The sequence below is a fragment of the Roseinatronobacter sp. S2 genome, assembly GCF_029581395.1.
In the GTDB taxonomy this organism is placed as follows: Bacteria; Pseudomonadota; Alphaproteobacteria; order Rhodobacterales; family Rhodobacteraceae; genus Roseinatronobacter.
The window spans coordinates 336,288-357,897 of record NZ_CP121115.1; the positions used below are offsets into that span (position 1 = coordinate 336,288).

Annotated in this window: 16 protein-coding genes; 7 read left to right on the plus strand and 9 right to left on the minus strand. The window is 59.1% G+C overall.

The genetic code is table 11. The features are described 5' to 3' along the window. Position 1: 1 nt before the first annotated feature. A complete protein-coding gene (dctP, locus tag P8S53_RS18360; RefSeq protein WP_277806764.1) occupies positions 2–1,015 on the minus strand; it encodes a TRAP transporter substrate-binding protein DctP in 1,014 nt (337 codons plus the stop codon). A gap of 84 nt (positions 1,016–1,099) precedes the next feature. Next, complete coding sequence (locus P8S53_RS18365) at positions 1,100–1,225, minus strand: hypothetical protein (RefSeq protein WP_277806765.1); 126 nt, start codon at positions 1,223–1,225, stop codon at positions 1,100–1,102. Between the two features lie 94 nt (positions 1,226–1,319). On the opposite strand from P8S53_RS18365, the gene P8S53_RS18370 reads away from it, so the two are divergent. The 5 genes from P8S53_RS18370 (at position 1,320) to P8S53_RS18390 (ending at position 11,316) form a co-directional block, all read left to right on the plus strand. Beyond that, positions 1,320–3,647 carry a mechanosensitive ion channel domain-containing protein gene (locus tag P8S53_RS18370; protein WP_277806766.1) on the plus strand — a complete coding sequence of 776 codons (2,328 nt, stop codon included), beginning with the start codon at positions 1,320–1,322 and terminating at the stop codon, positions 3,645–3,647. Positions 3,648–3,835: 188 nt separating this feature from the next. After that, positions 3,836–6,091, plus strand: a complete 2,256-nt coding sequence (locus P8S53_RS18375; protein WP_277806767.1) for an acyl-CoA dehydrogenase — start codon at positions 3,836–3,838, stop codon at positions 6,089–6,091. Continuing rightward, a complete protein-coding gene (locus P8S53_RS18380) occupies positions 6,088–7,383 on the plus strand; it encodes an acetyl-CoA C-acetyltransferase (protein ID WP_277806768.1) in 1,296 nt (431 codons plus the stop codon). Before P8S53_RS18375 ends, P8S53_RS18380 begins: the two co-directional genes overlap by 4 nt. Continuing rightward, positions 7,383–9,461 carry a 3-hydroxyacyl-CoA dehydrogenase NAD-binding domain-containing protein gene (locus tag P8S53_RS18385; RefSeq protein ID WP_277806769.1) on the plus strand — a complete coding sequence of 693 codons (2,079 nt, stop codon included), beginning with the start codon at positions 7,383–7,385 and terminating at the stop codon, positions 9,459–9,461. Before P8S53_RS18380 ends, P8S53_RS18385 begins: the two co-directional genes overlap by 1 nt. Then, a complete protein-coding gene (locus tag P8S53_RS18390) occupies positions 9,454–11,316 on the plus strand; it encodes an acetyl-CoA hydrolase/transferase C-terminal domain-containing protein (RefSeq protein ID WP_277806770.1) in 1,863 nt (620 codons plus the stop codon). Before P8S53_RS18385 ends, P8S53_RS18390 begins: the two co-directional genes overlap by 8 nt. A 9-nt stretch (positions 11,317–11,325) precedes the next feature. Here P8S53_RS18390 and P8S53_RS18395 read toward each other — a convergent pair whose 3' ends face one another. The 3 genes from P8S53_RS18395 to P8S53_RS18405 form a co-directional block, all read right to left on the minus strand. After that, positions 11,326–13,029, minus strand: a complete 1,704-nt coding sequence (locus P8S53_RS18395) for an ABC transporter permease subunit (RefSeq protein WP_277806771.1) — start codon at positions 13,027–13,029, stop codon at positions 11,326–11,328. Further along, the gene (locus P8S53_RS18400; protein WP_277806772.1) at positions 13,026–14,024 is read right to left on the minus strand and encodes an ABC transporter ATP-binding protein; all 999 of its coding nucleotides are present in this window, start codon (positions 14,022–14,024) and stop codon (positions 13,026–13,028) included. Before P8S53_RS18400 ends, P8S53_RS18395 begins: the two co-directional genes overlap by 4 nt. Before the next feature lie 75 nt (positions 14,025–14,099). After that, complete coding sequence (locus P8S53_RS18405; protein ID WP_277806773.1) at positions 14,100–15,110, minus strand: ABC transporter substrate-binding protein; 1,011 nt, start codon at positions 15,108–15,110, stop codon at positions 14,100–14,102. Between the two features lie 122 nt (positions 15,111–15,232). Here P8S53_RS18405 and hisN point away from each other — a divergent pair, with 122 nt between their 5' ends. Together hisN and P8S53_RS18415 are read left to right on the plus strand one after the other, a co-directional pair. Continuing rightward, on the plus strand, positions 15,233–16,033 hold the full coding sequence (hisN, locus tag P8S53_RS18410; protein WP_277806774.1) for a histidinol-phosphatase: 801 nt from the start codon (positions 15,233–15,235) through the stop codon (positions 16,031–16,033). Positions 16,034–16,037: 4 nt separating this feature from the next. Further along, entirely contained in the window at positions 16,038–16,829 is a 792-nt protein-coding gene (locus P8S53_RS18415; protein WP_277806775.1) for a DeoR/GlpR family DNA-binding transcription regulator, read from the plus strand. Between the two features lie 96 nt (positions 16,830–16,925). Here the strand turns inward: P8S53_RS18415 and P8S53_RS18420 are convergent, their stop codons facing one another. The 4 genes from P8S53_RS18420 to P8S53_RS18435 form a co-directional block, all read right to left on the minus strand. Beyond that, positions 16,926–17,873 carry a D-ribose ABC transporter substrate-binding protein gene (locus P8S53_RS18420; RefSeq protein ID WP_277806776.1) on the minus strand — a complete coding sequence of 316 codons (948 nt, stop codon included), beginning with the start codon at positions 17,871–17,873 and terminating at the stop codon, positions 16,926–16,928. A gap of 93 nt (positions 17,874–17,966) precedes the next feature. Then, positions 17,967–19,013 carry an ABC transporter permease gene (locus P8S53_RS18425; RefSeq protein WP_277806777.1) on the minus strand — a complete coding sequence of 349 codons (1,047 nt, stop codon included), beginning with the start codon at positions 19,011–19,013 and terminating at the stop codon, positions 17,967–17,969. Positions 19,014–19,035: 22 nt separating this feature from the next. After that, positions 19,036–20,589: a sugar ABC transporter ATP-binding protein gene (locus P8S53_RS18430; RefSeq protein ID WP_277806778.1), complete on the minus strand. Its 1,554-nt coding sequence runs from the start codon at positions 20,587–20,589 to the stop codon at positions 19,036–19,038. Then, positions 20,586–21,242 carry a DUF2291 family protein gene (locus tag P8S53_RS18435; RefSeq protein ID WP_277806779.1) on the minus strand — a complete coding sequence of 219 codons (657 nt, stop codon included), beginning with the start codon at positions 21,240–21,242 and terminating at the stop codon, positions 20,586–20,588. Before P8S53_RS18435 ends, P8S53_RS18430 begins: the two co-directional genes overlap by 4 nt. Between the last annotated feature and the right edge of the window lie 368 nt (positions 21,243–21,610).

Genomic DNA, 21,610 nt, shown 5'->3' on the forward strand with positions numbered 1-21,610 from the left:
CTCAGTCACCAAGCAGGTCAAGGATCTGCGCGCGGTAGCCTACGGCGGCCTCACCCCCTTCTTCGGACAGGGTCAGCCATGTTTGTGCTGCGGCCTCGCGGATGGCGTCCTGATCCTCGGCATTGAAATCGTCATACCATGTGACGCCTGCTTCGGTCAGGTCTTCGCGGGCGGCGACCTCTGCTGCGGCATCATCGTCGAACTGGAAGGATTCCTCTGCCAGAACATCCAGCGCGCGGTCCAGCGCCTGCCTGTGATCTTCGCTCAGGGCCTCCAGACTGCGGGAATGCGCAACTATGGCATAGGGCGCGGGCGGGAAGGGAAAGCCGGTATAGACCGCATGCCGCGCAACTTCCTGCAACGACACGGACCGTGCAAAGCGCGCGGCATAAAGGGCGCAATCCACAACGCCGGTCTGAAGGGCTGAATACAGTTCATTTTGCGGGATGATCTGCGCGGCCACACCCAAAGCACTAAAGGTTTCCACCTGTTCGCGCGACCCGACACGCAGACGGACACGGCGCAATTCTTCCAGATTGCGCACCGGCTCCCGGCAGAACAAAGAGGCGTCGATGATAGGCAGCGCCATGAAACCGACCACCGGAATATTACGCTGCGCGAACCCTTCGGTCAGCGCATCCTGCACGGCCGGGAGTGCGCGCAGATGTTCCTGTGCGGTCGAGACCGAACCATAGACATACAGGTTCGCCAGATCCGGCGCATCACGCCCAATGAAGGTGGGCCAGATAAAGGCAATCTCGGGCGTTCCGGTCTGCATCCAGCGCAGCGCATCAGCGTCCTGAAGGTTCATGCCGCCCCCCTCGATCACGTTGATCGTGAAGCTTCCGCCAGAAAACTCTGCCACATTTTCTGCCAGATTGCGGATATGCGCAGATTCAGGGCGGGTCGGCGCATAATTGTTGTTGAAACGCCAGGTGATATCCTGAGCCAGAACGCTGGTGGCGGTCGTCGCAAAAAGTGCCGCGCCGGTGACAAGGCTTGCAAGGTGTTTCATGGTTTCTCCTGCTGTGGGAGCGAGGCGTGCGCGCCAAGCGGTTGTCGGAATAAACTTCCCTCAATCATGTGCCATATGGATGGATCATTTCAACCGCAGCGGCAAGACCTTAGGCGCCCCGTCCTGCGCAGCGACCGGCGCAGCGTCCGTCACCGCGACCAGATCGCCCATGATTGCGGCAGTGTTAAACGCGCCGGACAGCATTGCCATGGCCACCCCGCACCGAAATTACCTATTTTTCATTTAACATTTCTAAAGGAAGCACTAGGCTTAAAGTCCTGATGCCAAATACCAAGGAGACCCTATGTTACTGCGCGTGCTTTTGTTCTGGCTTGCCTTTACCTTGCCCGCATTGGCACAAACCGCGACAGAGGGCGCAAACCAGACGTCCGGTGCCTTGGCGGACAGCGATGTTGCCAGAATGCTGGCAGACATCCTGCGCGATGATGATGCGCGCGAAACCCTTATCCGGCAGTTGGAATCAGCCGCACAAACAGATGGCGATGCAGCCATGCAGGTTGCGCCAGATGCACCACCAGAGATGTCGTTTGCGCGCCAGATCGCCGAACAGACGCGCGATGTGGCTGAAAACGCCACCAATATTGCCGTTTCCCTGATGGGGAACGCAAATGACCTGCTGGGATTGTTCACAGGTGAAAGCCGCGTAAACTGGACCGAACTGACCGACTCGGCGGTTGCGCTGGCGTTGGTTATGGCGGTGACCATTGGTTTGTTCTTCGCGCTGCGCAGTGTCGGCCAGCGCATATTCGGCGCTATGTCACGGCGCACGGGCGGCGGATGGTTGTTGTCTGTTGTGTGGCTTGCAGGGTCCAGCCTGATTGATGCGCTTATCATCGTGCTGGCATGGGGCGGGGGCTACAGCTTCGCGCTGTTCACCGGCGAGGCGGGCAGCATGGATTTCCGCCAAAGCCTGTTTCTGAACGCGTTCTTGCTTGTTGAAATGAGCAAGGTTGTGCTGCGCGGCATTCTGTCACCGCGCTATGCAAACCTGCGCTTTGCACCCATGAGCGATGAAACAGCGGCCTATTGGTATTTCTGGACATCGCGTCTGGTCAGCCTGTTGGGATATGGCGCGCTGCTGGTCGTGCCCATCATCAATGCGGCCGTGTCATTTGCGGTCGGGCACAGCGTGCTGATCTTGCTGGTTGTCACCGCGCTGGTCATTGCCACGCTGATTATCCTGCAAAGCCGTGATGCCGTCGCGACGGCATTGCGCGCACGGTATGAACGTGACCCCGCCGACATGATTGGCCGTGCCGAGGCGATGGCGGCAGGTGTCTGGCACTGGTTGGCGATTGCCTATCTTCTGGCGCTGTTCATTGTCTGGGTCACGCGGCCCACAGATGCGCTGCAATTCATGCTGATGGCAACGCTGAATTCCGTGATTGCGATCGTCATCGGTGTGGTTGTGATGGCATTCATATCGCGTGCAATCACTGGCGGAATGCGGGTTCCCGGTGACCTGCGCGCAAAACTGCCCCTGCTGGAGGACCGGCTGAACGCCTTTGTTCCCAGCATCCTGCGCGTGGTGCGGGTTCTGGTGGTGATTGCGGTGCTGATTTCGATTGCGCAAAGCTGGCAGTTCATGGATTTCCTAAGCTGGGCCGCGTCTGAGGTGGGCCGCGATGTTGTCGGGCGGCTGGCGTCGGCCGCGTTCGTGGTGCTGATGGCGATGGCTGTCTGGCTGGGCCTGTCATCGTTTGTCGAATATCGCCTGAACCCTGCTGTGGGCACCGTTCCCACCGCACGCGAACGCACGCTTCTGGCGTTGCTGCGCAATGCGCTGACCATTGCGCTTATTATTATCGCATCCATGCTGACGCTGGCTGAACTGGGCGTGAATATCGCGCCCTTGCTGGCCGGCGCGGGTGTGCTGGGTCTGGCGATCGGGTTTGGGGCGCAAAAACTGGTGCAGGATATTATCACCGGCGCCTTCATCCAGTTTGAAAACGCCATGAATGAAGGGGATGTTGTGACCGCAGGCGGCACCACCGGCGTGGTCGAAAAGCTGACAGTGCGGTCTGTCGGGCTGCGCGATGTCAGCGGCACCTACCACCTGATCCCGTTCAGTTCCGTCGATATGGTGTCGAATTTCATGAAGGGCTTTGCCTTTCATGTGGCCGAGATCGGTGTCGCCTATCGCGAAGATATATCCGAGGTCCGGCGGCTTATGCATCGCGCCTATGACATACTGGCCGAGGGCGAGCACGCAAACGCGATACTGGAGCCGCTGGACATTCAGGGCATCGTGTCGCTGGGGGATTCCGCCGTTGTTGTGCGGGGCCGGATCAAAACACAACCCGGCATGCAATGGGCGGTCGGGCGCGCCTATACCGAGATTGTGAAACAGGTGCTGGATGAGGCAGGCATTGAAATCCCGTTCCCGCATATGACCCTTTACATGGGGCAGGACAAAGATGGCAGCGCGCCACCGCTGAACCTGCTTCATGCGTCTGCGCAACCGGCAATCGATGCAAAACCTGATGCAGCGCCCGCGCGCGATGTGCCGGAACCTGCGAAAGGGGCTGCCCGTAAGAAAGCCGGTGGTTCTGACAAGGGCGATCAAATCGAACGCCATCAACCCGGTTCTGATGAGGCCGAGCAGAACTGATGGCGGGGTCGGGTGCCGCAGGCCCCCGCGCGTATCCGGCCCTTCGCGACAGGTCGCACCAGACCTGATCACCCTGAGCAGGGTTGGCGCGCGGGTTTGCACCAGCGCGCCTTGCCCGCTACGCCCCGCTTTGGCGGGGCCGCTGGAACAAATTCCATGCTTGCGCGTTGGTCGGGATGGAGGGAGCCATGTCGTCATTCCGCAAAAACCGCATCACAAAACCAATTTTCCACTGGGCCAAGGATGCCATGCCCGGCTTGTCGCAGACAGAACGAGAGGCCCTTGAAGCAGGCGAGGTCTGGTGGGACGCCGAATTGATGTCCGGCAATCCCGACTGGACGAAGCTGCTGGAGGTGCCCGCCCCCGCACTTGGTCCCGAAGAACAGGCCTTTATGGATGGTCCCTGTGTCGAGCTGTGCCAGATGCTGGATGACTGGACGATCAATCGCACAGATGGTGACCTTAGCCCCGCAGTCTGGGAGTATATGCGCACCCAGCGGTTTTTCGGCATGATTATCCCGCGCGACTATGGCGGCCTGGGGTTTTCCGCCTTCGCCCATTCCGAAGTTATCCGCCGTTTGTCGATGGTGTCCATTCCTGCGGCTGTGACGGTCATGGTGCCCAATTCCCTTGGGCCGGGGGAATTGCTGCATCTGTTCGGAACGGATGGGCAAAAGGACTACTGGCTGCCACGCCTTGCGGATGGCCGCGAATTGCCAGCCTTCGGGCTGACCAGTGACGAGGCCGGATCAGACGCATCTGCGATGCTTGATCACGGTGTTGTCTGTCGCGGGGAATGGCAGGGGCAGGACGTTCTGGGCATCCGGCTGAACTGGTCCAAGCGCTATATCACACTTGCACCTGTCTGCACGCTGCTTGGGCTGGCGTTCAAGCTGCAAGACCCCGATGGCCTGCTGGGCGATGATCCCGAACCGGGCATTACCTGCGCGTTGGTTCCGACCGGTCTGCCGGGGGTGGACACCGGGCGCAGGCATATTCCGGCAGGCACCATGTTCCAGAATGGCCCCACAACCGGCAAGGATGTGTTCATTCCAGTGGACAACATCATCGGCGGCGCGGATCAGGCAGGCAAGGGCTGGATGATGCTGATGAGTGCGCTTGCCGCAGGGCGCGGCGTTTCGCTGCCATCGCTGGCCTGTGCGGGAACGACCCTTGCCGCGCATTCCAGCGGAGCCTATGCGCGAATACGCGAGCAGTTCAACCTGCCCATTGCGAAATTCGGCGGCATTCAGGAACCACTGGCACGGCTGGCCGCGAACGCCTATGCCGTCAATGCCGCCCGCAACCTGACCTGCGCGGGCCTTGATGAAGGGCGCGCGCTGTCGGTGATTTCGGCGCTGATGAAATACACCGCCACCGACCGGATGCGCGCGGCCATTAACGACGCAATGGACATCCACGCAGGCAAGGCCGTGATAGACGGGCCAATGAATTACCTGTCGGCCAACTACCGCGCGGTGCCCGTTGGCATTACGGTGGAAGGGGCCAATATCGTCACCCGGTCGCTTATGGTCTTTGGTCAGGGGGCAATCCGTGCGCACCCGCATCTTCTGGATGAAATTCTGGCGCTGGAAGATGGCCAGCAAGATGCAGGGCTGGCCGCGTTTGACACGCATTTCTGGCGTCATGTCCGCCATTCCATCCGCACCATGGGGCGCAGCTTTGGTCGCGCGGTGACCGGCGCACGTTTCGCACCCGCCCCGCATGGTGCGCGGGATGCGCCGCTGTTTCGCGAACTGGCGCGTTGGTCGGCGGCGTATGCGTTCACCGCAGACATGGCGTTTCTGACCATTGGCGGCGGGCTGAAGCGCATGGAAATGCTGTCAGGACGGATGGCAGATATCCTGAGCGAGTTATACATCACCTCTGCCGTGCTGAAACGCTGGCAGGACGAAGGCAGGCCCGCGGATGATTTCGATCTGGTTGCCTATATCGCGCAAAACTCTTTTGCGCGCATAAGTGCCTTGCTGGATGAAACCATCGCCAATTTTCCATCCCGCGGGGCCGCATTTTTGCTGCGTGCAATCACCCTGCCCCGCGCTGTCGCGCGGCGCCCGTCCGATGCGCTGACGGCACGCTGCGCCGCACTTATCAGCGAACCCGGCCCCGCGCGTGACCGCTTATGCGCAGATGTCACCGGACCGGGGCACAGTGCGGGGATTAACGCGCTGAATGACGCGTTCGACAAAACGATTGCCGCCGACCCCCTGCGCCGCCGCTTGCGCGAATTGAGTATGTGCCCCGCGCAGGCGCTTGAGGCGGGTTTGCTGACACAGGCAGAAAAAGCCCAGCTTGATGCGCTTGCACAGGCCGTGGCCAAGGTCATCGCTGTGGATGATTTCACGCCTGCGGAATTTGCCGCATTGCTGCCCACGCCCGACAACGCCGCGCGCACCCCCCAACAACCGGAGGCCGCCGAATGAGCACACGCACCCCGCAAGACGTTTTTCTGGTCGATGGCGCGCGCACGCCCTTTCTGAAGGTGCGCGGCAAACGCGGTCCATTCACCCCTGTTGATCTGGCCGTGCAATGTGGCCGCCCCCTGCTGGCACGCCAGAATTTTGCGCCCGATGCGTTCGACATGGTTATCCTTGGCTGTGTGAATGTCATCGCCGATGAAATGAACCCCGCCCGTGTTGTGGCCCTGCGGCTGGGCATGGGGGACGCGATGGTGGCGTTTACCGTGCAGATCAATTGCGGGTCGGGGATGCAGTCCATCGACACGGCCTTTCGCGCCATTCGCGAAGGGTCCAGCGATCTGATCCTTGCAGGCGGGGCAGAGGCATTAAGCCACGCACCGCTTGTGCTGCGCGATGATGCGGTTGACTGGCTGGCCGGAATGCAGACCGCATCCGGCCCCTTGGCCACTGCGCAAAACGCATTGCAGGTCCGGCCAAAGCATCTGAAGCCTGTTGTAGGGCTGGAACGCGGACTGACAGACCCGATCACGGATCTAAGCATGGGGCAAACTGCCGAAGTGCTGGCCCATCATTTCGGGATTACCCGCACAATGGCCGACACCTATGCGGTCGAAAGCCACAAGCGCCTTGCTGCGGCACAACAGGACGGCACCCTTGGTGATGAAGTTCTGCCCGCGTTTGACCGTGACGGGAATGTGCACCGCAATGATGACGGCGTGCGCGCTGGCAGCAGCGTTGACAAGCTGCGCAAACTGAAACCGGTTTTTGAAAAACCCTACGGGCAGGTGACAGCGGGCAATGCGTCACAGGTGACCGATGGTGCGTCATGGTGCATTCTGGCATCGGCGGACGCCGTCAAGCGGCACAATCTGACCCCGATTGCCCGTCTGGTAGACAGCGAATGGACAGCCCTTGACCCGTCTGTGATGGGGTTGGGACCGGTCATGTCGGCCACACCGCTGCTGTCGCGCCATGGTTATGGCAGTGATGATGTCGATTTATGGGAAATCAACGAAGCGTTTGCCGCGCAGGTGCTGGCCTGTCTGGCGGCATGGCAAGACCCGCGCTTTTGCCGCGATGTCCTTAGGCTGAAGGACAGCTTTGGCGTGATTGCGCGTGACAAGCTGAACATCCATGGCGGTGCCATTGCGCTGGGGCATCCGGTCGGCGCCAGTGGCAACCGGATCGTGCTGCATCTGGCAAACGCACTGAATGCGGCGGGGAAAACGCGCGGTGTTGCCACCGAATGTATCGGCGGCGGGCAAGGCGGCGCGATGATCGTGGAGGTGGCGTAATGAACACGGCATTACAAACATACCTGAAACCATCCAGGCTGGAACTGGGCAATTGCGCAGATACGCCAGCCAGCGGGCATTGGCGATACAGCGTTGATGATGACCAGATCGGCTGGTTGGTGCTGGACCGCACGGATGCATCGGTCAACACCATTTCGGACATTGTGCTGCGTGAACTTGAAACCCTTCTTGACCGGATTGAAGCAGACATGCCCCGCGCGCTTGTCCTTCGGTCGGGCAAACCGGCAGGGTTTGCCGCAGGGGCCGATATTCACGCCCTTGCCGCATTGGATGCAAATGAAACCGAACAGCTTCTGACTGACGCACATGCGCTGCTGCACCAGCTGGATGGGTTGTCCTGCCCGACCATCGCGGTCGTTCATGGCCCTGCATTGGGCGCAGGCTTTGAACTGGCGCTGGCATGTGATTACCGCATCGCCATCAACGGGGCATCCTTTGGCCTGCCGGAAGTGCAACTGGGGCTGCACCCCGGTCTGGGCGGCACTGTGCGCCTGCCCGCGTTGATCGACCCGCTTCAGGCCATGCAAATGATGCTGACGGGCAAAACCGCCCATACCGCGCGCGCAAAAAAGCTGGGCATCGCGGATATGGTCATTGAAGAACGCCATTTGCGCCGCGCAATCCATGCGGTTGTGAAGGGCGAGGTGCAACAGCACAAGCAAGGGTTGACAGGCAAGGCATTCGCGCTTGCCCCTGCGCGTGTATTGGCCGCCAAGAATATGCGCCGCGAGGTGCAGAAAAAAGCCCCGCAAGAACATTATCCCGCCCCCTATGCGCTGATTGACATTTGGGCGCAGCATGGTCACGACCCGATTGCCATGCAAAAGGCGGAAATCGCGTCCTTTGCGAAGCTGCTGCAAACCGACACCTGCAAGAACCTGATGCGCGCTTTCATGCTGCGCCAAAGGCTGAAACAAGGCGCGAAGGCCACCGATGATATTGCCCGCGTTCATGTTGTGGGCGCAGGTATCATGGGCGCGGAAATCGCGGCATGGGTCGCATTGCACGGCAAGCAGGTGTCTGTCACCGACCCTGACCATGACGCGCTTGGCAAAATGGTCGCGCAGGCCACGCAAATCTGCAAGGACGCCCATAAAGACAGCCTTGCCACCCGCGACACGCTGGACCGCCTGATGCCCGACCCGCAGGGATACGGTGTGCGCAACGCCGATCTGGTGATCGAGGCGGGACCGGAAGACCCCGAACTGAAAGCAAGTATATTCGCCGATCTGGGCCGCGATATGAAATCTGGCGCGATTCTGGCCACCAACACATCCAGCCTGCAACTGGACGGGCTATGCCAGCATGCGCCCGACAAGGCCCTGTTTGCGGGGCTGCATTTCTTTAACCCCGTCAGCAAGGTGCCCCTGATCGAAGTGGTCAGCCACGACAAGACCGCTGCGGACACCCGCGACCGCCTGATGGCGTTTTGCACAGCAATCGGCCGGTTGCCGGTCGCCGTGTCCGATGCCCCCGGTTTTTTGGTGAACCGCGCGCTTATGCCCTATCTGCTGGAGGCGCTGTTGCTGATGGATGAAGGCATACCAAAAGACCGCATCGACCGCGCAGCCCTTGAGTTCGGCATGCCGATGGGGCCTGTCACGCTGGCCGATCAGGTGGGCTTGGACATCTGCCTTGATGTGGCACAAAGCCTGAATGCATCGCTGCAAACCCCGATTGCCGACATTCCGCCCCTGCTGCGCGACAAGGTCGATGCAGGCGATCTGGGCCGCAAGACGGGGCGCGGGTTTTACGACTGGTCAAACGGCACGCCCAAGCCGCAGTCCAATGCCGCAATAAGCGCCGCGTTGACCGACAGGCTGATCCTGCCAATGCTGAATGCCTGCGCCGAATGTCTGCGCAAGGATGTTGTGGGCAGCGTGGATGATCTTGACGCCGCGATGATCTTTGCCACAGGGTTTGCGCCGTTCCGTGGTGGCCCGATGACCTACGCGCAAACGCGCGGGTTTGATACCATCCGCCAGCGTCTGGGCGAGTTGGAACAGGCCCATGGCGCACGTTTCGCACCTGACCCCTATTGGGCCGAACATGCGTGAAGCGACTGCGCAATTCACATCAGACGAACCACTTGTCGACTGGATTTTGCAAACTGTCGGGCATGATCTGCGCGTGGCCTTGCCGCTTGGGCTGGGCAAACCCGTCACGCTTGTCAACGCGCTGGTGCGCAGGGCCTGTGCGGACCCGTCCATCCGGTTACAGATATTCACCGCATTGACACTGGAACGCCCGACCCCGTCATCGGACATGGAGCGCCGGTTTCTGGAACCGGCGCTGGACCGGCTGTTTGGCGATTATCCGCAAATCGAATATGCGCGGCTGTTGCGCGCAGGTAAGCTGCCCGACAACATCAAGGTAACCGAATTTTTCCTGCAAGCCCCGAACTGGGTCAAGGTGCAGAGGGTCCAGCAAAACTATGTATCGGCCAATTACACACACGCGCTGGACGTGTTGCTGGCGCAGAAACCAAACCTTGTATTGCAGCTTCTGGCCATGGACGGGGACACATTAAGCCTGTCATGTAACACCGACATCACCGCCGATCTGTTGCGACTGCGCCGCGAAGACAGGGCCGCATTCACCTTTGTCGGGCAGGTTCATGCTGATCTGCCGTTCATGTCCGGCCCTGCCGTGGTTGACATGTCGGAATGCGCGGCCCTGCACACACCTGATACACCGCCGCATGCGCTGTTTTCGGTCGTCAAACAGCCCGTCAGCCTGCAAGATCATGCGATTGCGCTGCACACATCACGGCTGATCCGCGATGCCGGCACGCTACAGATCGGCATTGGCCAGATCGGGGATGCCATCGCGAATGCGCTGATCTTGCGGCAGGGCGATAAGGTTGCGCCGCTGTGGCAGTCCTGCCCGTTTCCGCAGGCAAATGAATTCAGCGAAACAGGCCCTTTCCAGACCGGGCTTTATGGCCTGACCGAAATGCTGGTGGATGGCATGCTGGCTTTGTTCGAACGCGGGATCATCCGGCGCGACGTGGATGGTGCGGCCATTCATGCGGGGTTTTTTCTGGACAGCCGCGATTTCTATGAACGCCTGAACGCCCTGTCCCCGCCGGAACGCGCGCGCATTGCCATGATGCCTGTGTCATTCACCAATTCACTGCTGGGCAGCGAGTCCGCAAAACGTGCCGCACGCCAGCACGCCCGCTTCATCAATTCCGCAATGATGGTTACGCTGCTTGGCGCGGTCATTTCCGACGGCACCGAAGATGGCAAGGTCGTCAGCGGTGTGGGCGGTCAGTTCAACTTCGTTGATCAGGCCTTCGCGCTAAAGGATGCGCGCGCCATCATCACCCTGCCCGCAACCCGTCGCGGCAAATCCGGGCTGACATCGAATATCCGTTTTTCCTATGGTCATGTCACGATCCCCCGCCACATGCGCGATATTGTGGTTACCGAATACGGCATTGCCGATCTGCGCGGCAAAAGCGATGCCGACACTATTGCCGCGTTGCTGGAAATTGCCGACAGCCGGTTCCAGAAAGAACTGGAAAATACCGCCAAGGCGTCCGGGAAACTACCTGCATCTTACCGCTTGCCTGATACGGCGTGCAACAACACCCCGAAGGTGCTGCAAAACTGGCTGGCACCGCACCGTGACACCTGTTTGCCACGGTTCCCTTTTGGAACGGATTTCACTGAAATCGAGCAATATTTGCTGCCCGCGCTTGCCGAACTGCGCCGCGCATCGCCCCATATTCCGGCCCTTTTGCGCCTGATCATGCGGGGCTTGCGGGGCCAACCTGCCCGCCATGAACATGACGCGCTGGACCGCATGGCCTTGAGCAACCCCGATGGCATCAAGGCGCGCGCCACGCAACTGGCCCTGCGCGGTGCGCTGCGCCAACACGAAGACCCTGACACAGACGCCGGGTGATGGCCGCAGCTATTGCGCGACCTGTGGCTTGCGCGAAACAAGGGCCAGTGCAATTTTCATCATGCCCAATGCAACCAGAACAACCGCCATTATGCACACAGAAAAGGCCGCCGCCTGCGTTGCAAACCCTGCCTGATCCAGCCGCAACACGGACACGGCGCCCACACTAAGCCGCGGTGTTATAAGGAATATCACCGCCGAGAGTGTCACCATCGAGCGCATGAACAGGAAAAAGAACACGGCAACCAATGTCGGCAGCATTATGGGCAGAATGACATCGCGCATTCCCTGCAACGTGCTGCCCCCGATGCATGTCACGGTTTCTTCCAACTGGGCGGGAACGGCACGAATGCCGGATACCATCGTCAGGAAGCCCTGCGAATGGTAGTGATAGAAATTGCAGAGCGCGATCAGAAGCGTCGTGCCATACAGCATGCCCGGTATCGCCCCCGCCACATTGAACGACAACACATAGGCAAGGCCCAGCACCAAGCCCGGCACGCCAACCGGCACGATGGCCAGCAGATACACCGCCTTTGCCATACCACGCCCCAGACGGCGCTGCGATACCACCAGCATAAACAGCATAAGCGTGCCGATCACGGCGGCCTGTGTCGACACGATCAGCGAAATCCACAGCGGCCCATACCCGCCCTGCGCGGTAATGTTGTAATTGCCCAAGGTCAGGTCCAGCCGGTAGGGCCAAAGCGTGACAAAGCTGGCGTAAACCACTGTGGCCACCACCGCGATCAGGAAAAATGCAGTTCCATAGCCAAGAATGCCCAAGGGTATGTCGCGCAATAGCCGCCTGTCCGGTTCCACCGGCATCGCGCCTTCGGTCGCGCCGCTGGTGTGGCGTTGCGCGGCAATTTTTTCGATATAAAAGGCCATAAGTGTGGGAATAAGCAGCAAAATGCCGATCACCGCGCCCATGTTGAAATTCATCTGCCCGACAACCTGCGCGTATATCTCCGTGGCAAGGACACGGTAATTGCCCCCGATGACTGCGGCATTCCCGAAATCCGTAATCGTGACGGTGAAGCACACGAAAGCAGCACTCAGCAGCCCGAAACGCGCATTCGGCAGGGTGATATCGACAAACCGCCGCCACGGCGTTGCACCAAGCATCATGGCCGCGTCATATTGCCGTGTATCGGACTGGCGCAACGATGCCTGAATGATCATCACGGCCTGTGGCAGCGCATACATGGAATTGGAAATAACCAACCCCCAAAGCCCGTATATTTGCAGGTTCCACCCTGTCGCCTGACTGATCAGGCCATTGCGCCCGAACAGGAATATCAACCCCAGCGCCTGCACAAGCGACGGGGCCAGAAGCGGCAAAAGCAGCGCAATCGAAATCACCCATCTTAGCCGTGCGCGGGTGCGCTGCAAAAGATAGGCAATCGCAAACCCCAACAAGACGCAGATCAGCGTGGTCAGGCCACTCATGACCAGCGAATTGCGCACCACACCCAGAATATGCCCCATTGACAGGACGTCGATATAATTGCCGAGGCCCAGATTGCCGTCGCGCTGCACAAAACTGCGCTGGACAATCAACGCAAGCGGGTAAAGGAAAAACAGCCCAAGGCCGATCAATGGCACCCAAAGGCTGGTAAGATACAAGGTCCGTGCCAAAGGCGGAATAACAAGCGGCTTCGTGCGCGCAATCTTGCGGGGCGGGTGTCCTTGTGTCGAACCGGCTGTCATGCGCGCACCCAGACACCGGCATCGGGCGCCACCGAAATGGCAACGCGGTCGCCTGTTTTCAGGCCCTGACTGTGATGGCTTTCTGCCAGAAGGGTTGTTTCACCAAGATCGACGGTCAATCGCGTCACATTGCCCAGAAAGCTGGCATGTGTGATACAGGCCTGCGCGCCGTCCGACATGGATACCGAAATATCTTCGGGGCGCAGGGCCAGCAAATGCTGCGCGTCCGGCGCGTGACTGCCCAGATCAGGCAACACCGTCTGCGCCAGTTGCGGCGTCAGGAAATTGGAAATCCCCACGAAATCTGCAACAAATCTGGTGCGCGGGCGTGAATAGATTTCTTTTGGCGTGCCGATCTGTTCGATTTTTCCGGCATTCATACAAACGATTTTGTCCGCCATGATCAACGCCTCTTCCTGATCATGGGTCACCATGATCGTGGGAATGCGCAGGCGGCGCTGAACATCGCGGATTTCCAGACGCAAATCATTGCGGACCCGCGCATCCAGCGCGGATAGCGGTTCATCCAGCAACAGAAGGGCCGGGTCCACCGCAAGCGCCCTTGCGATTGCCACGCGTTGTTGCTGCCCGCCGGACAGTTGATAGGGATAGCGCTGCGCAAAAGATTGCAGATGCACAAGCTCCATCAGCTTTTGCACCTTGGCTGCGCGTTCGGCGGGTGGGGTTTTGCGAATACGCAGCCCATACCCGATATTGTCGGCCACCGTCATATGCTGGAACAAGGAATAGGATTGAAACACAATCCCGAACCCGCGATTTTGCGCACCGACTGTGCTTAGATCTTTTCCTGCCAGTTCCAATGTGCCCGCGTTATATGGCTCCAGCCCTGCAATGATGCGCAGCAATGTGGTCTTTCCACAACCCGAAGGGCCAAGCAGGCAAACAAATTCCTCGTCCCCGACATCCAGATCGACGTCGGATAATGCCTGAAACTGACCATAGTATTTTTCAAGGTTACGGATTTTCAACTGCATGGCGGCTCTCTGTGTTGCATCGGGCGTGTGGCGGCGCCGGTGAAAACGCCGCCACTGGTGATTTATCCGGCCGTGTCAGCGCCCGACCAGTTCGCGCCAACGCTCAATTATCACGTCACGCTCCGCACCCGATGTGGCAAAATCCATTGGGAACAACACTTCGGACAGATCTTCCGGAAGTCCTGCCTGCGCCGCAAGCGGTGATCTTGGAACACCGGGCAAGGTGATCAACGCCTTGTTTTCAGAATAGACCTGCGCGGCGCTTTCCGACAATGTCCAGTCTAGGAAGCGGCGCGCGTCGTCTGCATTGCTGCTGCCACTGATCAGGGCGTTCGCTTCAAGTTCAAAACCGGCAAAATCCGACGGGATAACCATTTCCAGCGGGAAGCCCTGTTCAATGCCTTGCATCGCCACAAAGGACAAGGACGCCCCGACGGTGTATTCACCCACCTGCGCCATGCGGCATGGCCGTGATCCCGACGTGGTATATTGTGCCATGTTCGGGTCCAGATCCTGAATCAGCTGCCAGCCTGCTTCTTCGCCAGCGCCTTGCAGGATGGCAGAAATCTGCAAGAACCCTGTGCCGGATGAACCGGGGTCAGGCATGACAATTTCGCCCTCGAATGCCGGGTCGGTCAGATCGGCCCAGGACTGCGGCATTGGCGCGCCGATCTGTTCCAGCCGCATGGTATTGACACAAAACGCGCCCATATAGCCAATCGGGGCAAACCAGCGGTTCTCGGCATCGCGAAATTGCGCTGGCAGATCGTCAATACCTTCGGGCGCATGCGTGTCCAGCAGGTCATAAATGGCGGGGTTTAGAATGTTGGTGACCGCAAAGCCCCACAAGACATCCGCCTGCGGATTTCCCGCCTCGGCGATCAGGCGTGCGCCAAGATTACCCGTCGACAGACGCAGGACATTCACTGTCAGATCAGGCATCGCCTCTTGGGCGGCTTCAAGATAGGCCGCGATTTCCTCATCTTCCAGCGCGGAATAGACAGTTATTTCCCCTGAAATCGCGGGGGCAGCCAGAAGGCCGGTTACGGCAAGCGATGCGGAAAACCGGGTTATGGTCTGTCTCATGTTGCGTCTCCTGTTGATAAGCTTGGAAATTCAGGATAACTCAGCTTGGAAAATGTGGCAATCTGTGTTTTTGTGTCAAAAATGGTTATTTTTTAATCACCAGCACAATGAGGAAGTACAAGATGGAAGCAATGCAGTATCCCTCTCGGGAAATTGCCGGGTTTGCGCAGGACGTGGCCCGACAGGCGGGCATGCGGGCGCTTGAATCGTTCCGCAAACCTGTTCCCGTTGAAACAAAAGCGGATGCCAGCCCTGTCACCGAAGCCGACCGGCAGACTGAACTGTTCTTGCGCGCAGCCATTTCCGAACGCTTTCCAGACCATGCCATCTGGGGCGAGGAATTCGGCGGCGCATCCGAACCTGATGGCCCGCTATGGGTCATTGACCCCATTGACGGCACGCGCAGCTTTATCACCGGATCGCCACTTTGGGGCACGCTTCTTGCGCTGTTTGACGGTGGCAAACCAAGGATTGGCATCATCGAAATGCCAGCGCTAAACGAACGCTGGGTAGGACAAACCGGGGCTGGCAGTTGGTTCAGCGACAAAAACGAAAGCCCCAAAGCCTGCCATGTCCGTCCGTGCAAGAACATTTCAGAAGCGCGGTTCTACACAACATCGCCAAGATATTTCACCACACCCGAGCGTGGCGCGATCGAGAAGATTTGCGACAAGGTCGACATTGCCCGTTTCGGGGGGGATTGCTATAATTACGGGATGCTTGCATCGGGCCAGATTGATCTTGTGGTGGAATCCCGTCTGCAACCCTATGACTACCTTGCCGTTGTTCCCGTAATTGAAGAAGCTGGCGGTATCATAACCGATTGGGCGGGTGCACCGCTGGGGCTGCATTCGGACGGGCGCGTGATTGCAGCGTCGACGCCCGATCTGCATGCCGCCGCACTTGAGATGTTGAAGGTGTAATATCATGTGGCAAGAGGAACGACGCCAGCGGCTGCGCGCGCTACTGGCCACTTTTGGCGGCGTTTCTGTTGATCGTGTGACCGAAGAATTTGGTGTCTCGCGCGAAACCATCCGGCGCGATTTGCTGGAAATGGAACAGGACGGCGAATTGAAACGCGTCAGGGGTGGGGCCATTCCGCACGCTGAACTGCGCGAACCCCCCTATGCCGAACGGCAGGCCGTCCGTTTGCGTGAAAAGCGCCAGATCGCCGCGTCCGCAGCAAGCCTTGTCGAATCCGGCCAGACGCTTTTGCTGGATGCTGGCAGCACCACCGCCATTCTGTCGGAACGGTTGTCGCAATTAAGCGGGCTGACGATCATCACCAATTCGGTAGATGTGGCCAGCCGCATCGGCACACCCGATTCCACGCAGGACCGGCGCAACAAAGTGGTGTTGATTGGTGGCAGGTTTACGGCACAACCGCCAGCGACCTTTGGCGCCAGCGCGATCAATGAAATCATGCGCTATTGTGCCGATGTCGCGTTTCTGTCGCCCTTTGGTCTGGATGCCCGCGCGGGCGCGACCAGCTATGACCCGGATGAAGCGGAAATTGCGCGCGCAATGGTGGCGTGCAGCAAGAAGACCATTCTGCTGGCCGATTATTCCAAACTTGGTGTTGTAAGCCGCGTTTCATATTGCACGGTTGACGCGCTTGATACCATAATTCTTGACCGCAGCGCCCGGACGAATGCCGAAATAGAGAATTTCAAGAAAACGAAGGCAAAAATCATCTTTGCTCAAAAACGCCCTGCCTGAAACCTGATTGCGGGCTTAATACCCCCCTGCCATTCTCGGCCCTGTTGGGCGGGCGTTGATACATCAACGCCCGCCCTTGCAGCATCATGGGGACGGTTATTCGGACAAAGTGAACGGTGCTGTGTAATTGTCCACGTTTTCCGGTGTGATCAACAAGCAGTCAAAAAGCTGCTTCTCCTGATCGACCATCGGTTCGCCGTTATTGATGTAGTAATCGGCCTGAATAACCGCCTCGCGGGAAAAGACCGCAACGGGTTGCAGCACGCTATAGGCCAACTCGCCAGCCTTGATCGCTTCTACCGCGTCAGGGCTGCCGTCGAAGCCACCGATGATGGTGCCTTCAAGGCGTCCGGCTTCTTTCAGCGCGGCAATCGCACCCAGTGCCATCTCGTCATTACCCGAAATCACCGCATCGATCTGGTCATGGGCCTGCATGATCGATTGCATCCGGTTGTAACCTTGTGTGCGATCCCAGTTGGCAACTTCCTCGGCAACTTTTTCAAGACCGGGATACTGGCCTAGAACGGTGTTATAGCCGTTAGACCGGGTGGCCGCGTTGTTGTCGGACGGGTTGCCGAAGAATTCAACATATCGCGCGTCATCCCCGACCAGTTCCTGCCATGTCACGGCACCCAGCGCCGCACCTTGCGCATTGTTGGACACCAGCTGCGCGATGGCGATGCCTGCCTCGTTTATCTCGGCATTGACCAGAAAGACCGGAATGCCAGCTTCGGTCGCACGGCGCACAACGCCCACCGACCCGTCCGCATTGGCAGGGTCAAGGATAATGGCGCGAGCCCCGTTGGTGATGGCGGCGTCAATCAGGTTCGATTCCGTGTTGGTGTCACCGCGATGGGCCGAAACATTCGCCTCGTAGCCAAGCTCTTCGGCTGTGGCGCGGGCAACTTCGCCTTCGGTGAACCAGTAGGGGTTCGCCGGATCGTTCACGATAATTGATATCAGTCCTTCGGCGGAAGCAGCGCCCGCCATAAGCGGTATGGATGCTGCGGCCGCAAGAAGTGCGCGTCTGCTGAGCTTGAACATGAAATTTCTCTCCCTTGGTCAGTTGTGCCGGAAACCGGCGTTGATCGCGTCAGCATTGATGTAGCGGTTTGACGCGAATATCATGAGGGCGCATCAGAGTTTCGCACCCTTTCCCCCGTATTGAATGGAGTTAAGCATCACGGCGAGCACGATGACCGCGCCGGTAAAGACTGTCTGCCAGTAAGACGACACGCCAATAATCACGAGGCCCGCGCCAAGATAGACAATCACGAATGCGCCCAGCAATGTCCCGCGCACCGTGCCACGCCCCCCCATCAGCGACGCACCCCCGACAACAACCGCAGCAATCGCGGTCAGTTCATAGGTGGTGCCAGCGGTCGGCCCTGCTGATGTCAGCTGCGAGCTGAGAACCAGACCGGCGATTGCCGCGCAGACCCCCGACAGAACATAGACCCAGACCTGCACTTTCTTGACCGGCACGCCCGAAAGTTCAGCCGCGCGTGCATTCCCGCCGGTGGAGTAAAGCCACCGTCCGAAAGGGGCGCGCGACAGCAGCAGATGCACCGCGACCGCCGTGGCCGTCAGCACGAAAATGCTGATCGGAACACCCCATAGGCGATAGAACCCCAGCCATTCGAAGCCGGTGTTGCCGAACGCCGGATTGCCAGACAGGTTGTTGAAGGTCAGCCCGTTGGTCATCAGCAGCGCCACACCGCGCGCGACATAAAGCGTGCCTAGTGTGGCCACGAAAGCAGGCACCTTCAGATAGGCCACCAACACCCCGTTCACCACGCCGACCAGCGCCCCCATACACAACGTGCACACGACAACCGCCCAGACAGGCAGATACAGGATCACGCCCAACCCTTCGAGTTCGACACCCTGCATCAGAAAACCGGCGAACACGCCACTTAGCGCCAATGTGGAGCCGACCGACAGGTCGATTCCGCCCGACAGGATTACAAGCAGCATGCCAATTGCCAGCAACCCGAAAATTGCGACCTGCGATGTCATGGTAAGGAAGTTGGAAACCGATAAATACCTGTCGGACAACAAGGCGAATATCGTGATGATCGCAATCAGCGCAAAGAAGGCGCGCCCCTCCAGCAGAAGGTGAACGATGTTCAGATCGCCCTTCCGGCCGCCCTTTGATGCTGTGGCGCTCATTTGGTCAGACATGGTTTGATCTCCCTGAAAGGTGTCAGGCAACCAGGCTCTCGCCCGAGGCGGCCATGATTGCTTCCTTTGTGATGTCGCGGGTGAATTCCGCAGAAATCCGGCCACGTCGCATGACGATCACGCGATGGGCGATAGACAGGCATTCACCGACTTCCGATGTGGTATAGATCACCGCCATCCCGTCCCTTGCGTGCTCGGCCAGGATGCGGAACACCTCTGCCTTGGCACCGATATCGATTCCGCGCGACGGCTCGTCCAGCAGCACGACCGACGGTTTTGTTGCCAGCATCTTGCCGATGACGACTTTCTGCTGGTTGCCCCCCGAAAGCGAGCCGATGGGCGCCTGTGGCCCGTCCGTCTTGACCGTCACTTCGCGGATCGCGCGGTCAATGATCGCGCCCTCATCCTTGCGGTTGGTCAGCAGCCCGCGTGTAAAACTGCCAATTGACGCCAGCGACAGGTTGCGCCCCACACTCATCGTCTGCACCAGCCCATCGCGCTGCCGGTCTTCCGGCACCAGCACAAGGCCCGCCGCAATACGCTGTGCAATGCTCATTTGCGCCACATCCTGGCCATGCAGCAGCACTTCTCCCGCAACTGCAGCCAAGCGGCCGGCCGCGCATTCCATCATCTCGGTGCGCCCAGCCCCCATCAGCCCGTAGATGCAGACAATCTCGCCCGCCTTCACCGACAGGTCGATCCGGTCCACCGCGTTGCCGTCACCCGTGCCCGCAGCAACCGAAAGGCCGCGCAATTCCAGCGCTGGCGCGCCCATGTCATAGCCTTCGGGCGGGCTGCCAAGGTCAAAATTCTCGCCGACCATGTTGCGCACGATCCATTCAAGATCGATCTCGTCACGCGGGGCATATGCAGTCATATTGCCATCGCGCAGAACGACCGCATGGTCCGTGATTGTCAGCGCCTCTTCCAGATGGTGCGAAATATAGACGATGGACACGCCCCGCGCCTTCAGATCGTGGATTACCTTGAACAACACCTCCACCTCTGATGCAGACAGCGCCGAGGTTGGCTCGTCCATGATAAGAATGCGGGCATTTACCGAAAGTGCGCGTGCAATCTCGACAATTTGCTGTTGACCAAGGCGCAAATTCTCGACCGGGGTCAGCGGGTCGATATCTTCTTCCAGTTCGCGCATCAGCGCACGGGTCTGGCGCGCTTCTTCGGCATAGTTCACGCCGTCCCGCCCGACAATTTCGCGGCCCAGAAAAATATTGTCACGCACATTCATATTCGGCGCAAGGCTGAGTTCCTGATGAATGATCGAAATGCCAAGCGCCTGCGCATCAACGGTGGAGTGCAACTCGATTGGCTGCCCTTCAAGGATCAGTTCGCCGCTGCTGGGCCGCTGCACGCCCGACAGGATTTTCATTAGTGTGGACTTACCAGCACCGTTTTCGCCGAAAAGCGTTGTGACCTGTCCGCGGTGAACGTCAAAATTCACCCCTTTCAGCGCATGAACAGCCCCGAATGACTTTGCGACATTGCGCGCCGCCAGAACGACTTCTGCCAGATCGGGGCGGGCGGCGGGGGCCTCATCGGTCAGGGGCGTTTTCATGGTGCCACCTCGAAGGTGACGGGTGTAATCAGCCAGCTTGCGGGATTGATCATCGTGAACACGCCGGTCACCGTTACGGTCTGGCCCGGCAGCGCATCACGGTCCAGCCCCGACAGTGCTTCTGCGGCCATGGCACGGTTTATTCCTGCACCCGCGTTCTGATATTCGATCTGGTTGGTGAAATTGCCGAATTCGATATCGCCTGTAATGTCGCGCAATTCTGTGCCGTTGATGGCCGGACCGGTCTGCACGCGAATTTGCGGGCCATCGGGCAGGTCATCCACAGCAATTTCGAAGATGCCCGAGCTGCCATCACCGACAACGCCGGTCAAACGCGCTGTCAGAACCGGAAATGCGCCCGCGACCCTGCCATAATCGGCAATGGCTGCGTCCCTGTCGGCGTCAAGCGCGGCCACAAGATCCGCCGCGTCAGGTGCCCGTCCGGCAACAAAATCGCGGATGCGGGGGAATTCAGATTGGCCGAACCTGTCTGGATCAAACGCTTGCTGGCGCAGGTCCGTTTCAGACCCGATCTGCACAACCTTGGTGTCAATTGCGATGGCACCAATAAGAGCTGCGACAACAACCGCAACAATCACCCTGCGGCGCGATTGCTTCGATCCCGATATGGGTGTGGTGCCAGTCACTGTCATGGCGATCTTCCCCCCTTACTTTTGTCAGGCATTGTAAACGCCTGTCATACACCCGCCCCGGTCGCATGGGCCGATACTGATGTTTCCCAATCAATCAATGCATCTAAGCGTCGATTCTTTCCCTGCACGCTGACCAAGAAACTCCTCAATTTCATCTGTCAGTCACCGCGCTGTTTCAACTACAGTAGATGAAAAAAAATACGTTGTCTGTAAAAAAATACAGACAGGCGGCATTTTTGTGCTAACTTGGCAGTCACAGGCGCCCTGATGCGCCATAATCTATGGGATAGGTCGGGTGACCGCGCCGCAAAATCCGTTTTGCAGCGCGCATCCGGCAAAAGGAGGAAAACCAGCCATGACCAGCGGTG

Bases quoted from the DNA above. Each gene is read 5' to 3' on its own strand.
- dctP (WP_277806764.1), bottom strand. From the start codon at position 1,015: ATGAAACACCTTGCAAGCCTTGTCACCGGCGCGGCACTTTTTGCGACG.
- P8S53_RS18365 (WP_277806765.1), bottom strand. From the start codon at position 1,225: ATGGCAATGCTGTCCGGCGCGTTTAACACTGCCGCAATCATGGGCGAT.
- P8S53_RS18370 (WP_277806766.1), top strand. From the start codon at position 1,320: ATGTTACTGCGCGTGCTTTTGTTCTGGCTTGCCTTTACCTTGCCCGCA.
- P8S53_RS18375 (WP_277806767.1), top strand. From the start codon at position 3,836: ATGTCGTCATTCCGCAAAAACCGCATCACAAAACCAATTTTCCACTGG.
- P8S53_RS18380 (WP_277806768.1), top strand. From the start codon at position 6,088: ATGAGCACACGCACCCCGCAAGACGTTTTTCTGGTCGATGGCGCGCGC.
- P8S53_RS18385 (WP_277806769.1), top strand. From the start codon at position 7,383: ATGAACACGGCATTACAAACATACCTGAAACCATCCAGGCTGGAACTG.
- P8S53_RS18390 (WP_277806770.1), top strand. From the start codon at position 9,454: ATGCGTGAAGCGACTGCGCAATTCACATCAGACGAACCACTTGTCGAC.
- P8S53_RS18395 (WP_277806771.1), bottom strand. From the start codon at position 13,029: ATGACAGCCGGTTCGACACAAGGACACCCGCCCCGCAAGATTGCGCGC.
- P8S53_RS18400 (WP_277806772.1), bottom strand. From the start codon at position 14,024: ATGCAGTTGAAAATCCGTAACCTTGAAAAATACTATGGTCAGTTTCAG.
- P8S53_RS18405 (WP_277806773.1), bottom strand. From the start codon at position 15,110: ATGAGACAGACCATAACCCGGTTTTCCGCATCGCTTGCCGTAACCGGC.
- hisN (WP_277806774.1), top strand. From the start codon at position 15,233: ATGGAAGCAATGCAGTATCCCTCTCGGGAAATTGCCGGGTTTGCGCAG.
- P8S53_RS18415 (WP_277806775.1), top strand. From the start codon at position 16,038: ATGTGGCAAGAGGAACGACGCCAGCGGCTGCGCGCGCTACTGGCCACT.
- P8S53_RS18420 (WP_277806776.1), bottom strand. From the start codon at position 17,873: ATGTTCAAGCTCAGCAGACGCGCACTTCTTGCGGCCGCAGCATCCATA.
- P8S53_RS18425 (WP_277806777.1), bottom strand. From the start codon at position 19,013: ATGTCTGACCAAATGAGCGCCACAGCATCAAAGGGCGGCCGGAAGGGC.
- P8S53_RS18430 (WP_277806778.1), bottom strand. From the start codon at position 20,589: ATGAAAACGCCCCTGACCGATGAGGCCCCCGCCGCCCGCCCCGATCTG.
- P8S53_RS18435 (WP_277806779.1), bottom strand. From the start codon at position 21,242: ATGACAGTGACTGGCACCACACCCATATCGGGATCGAAGCAATCGCGC.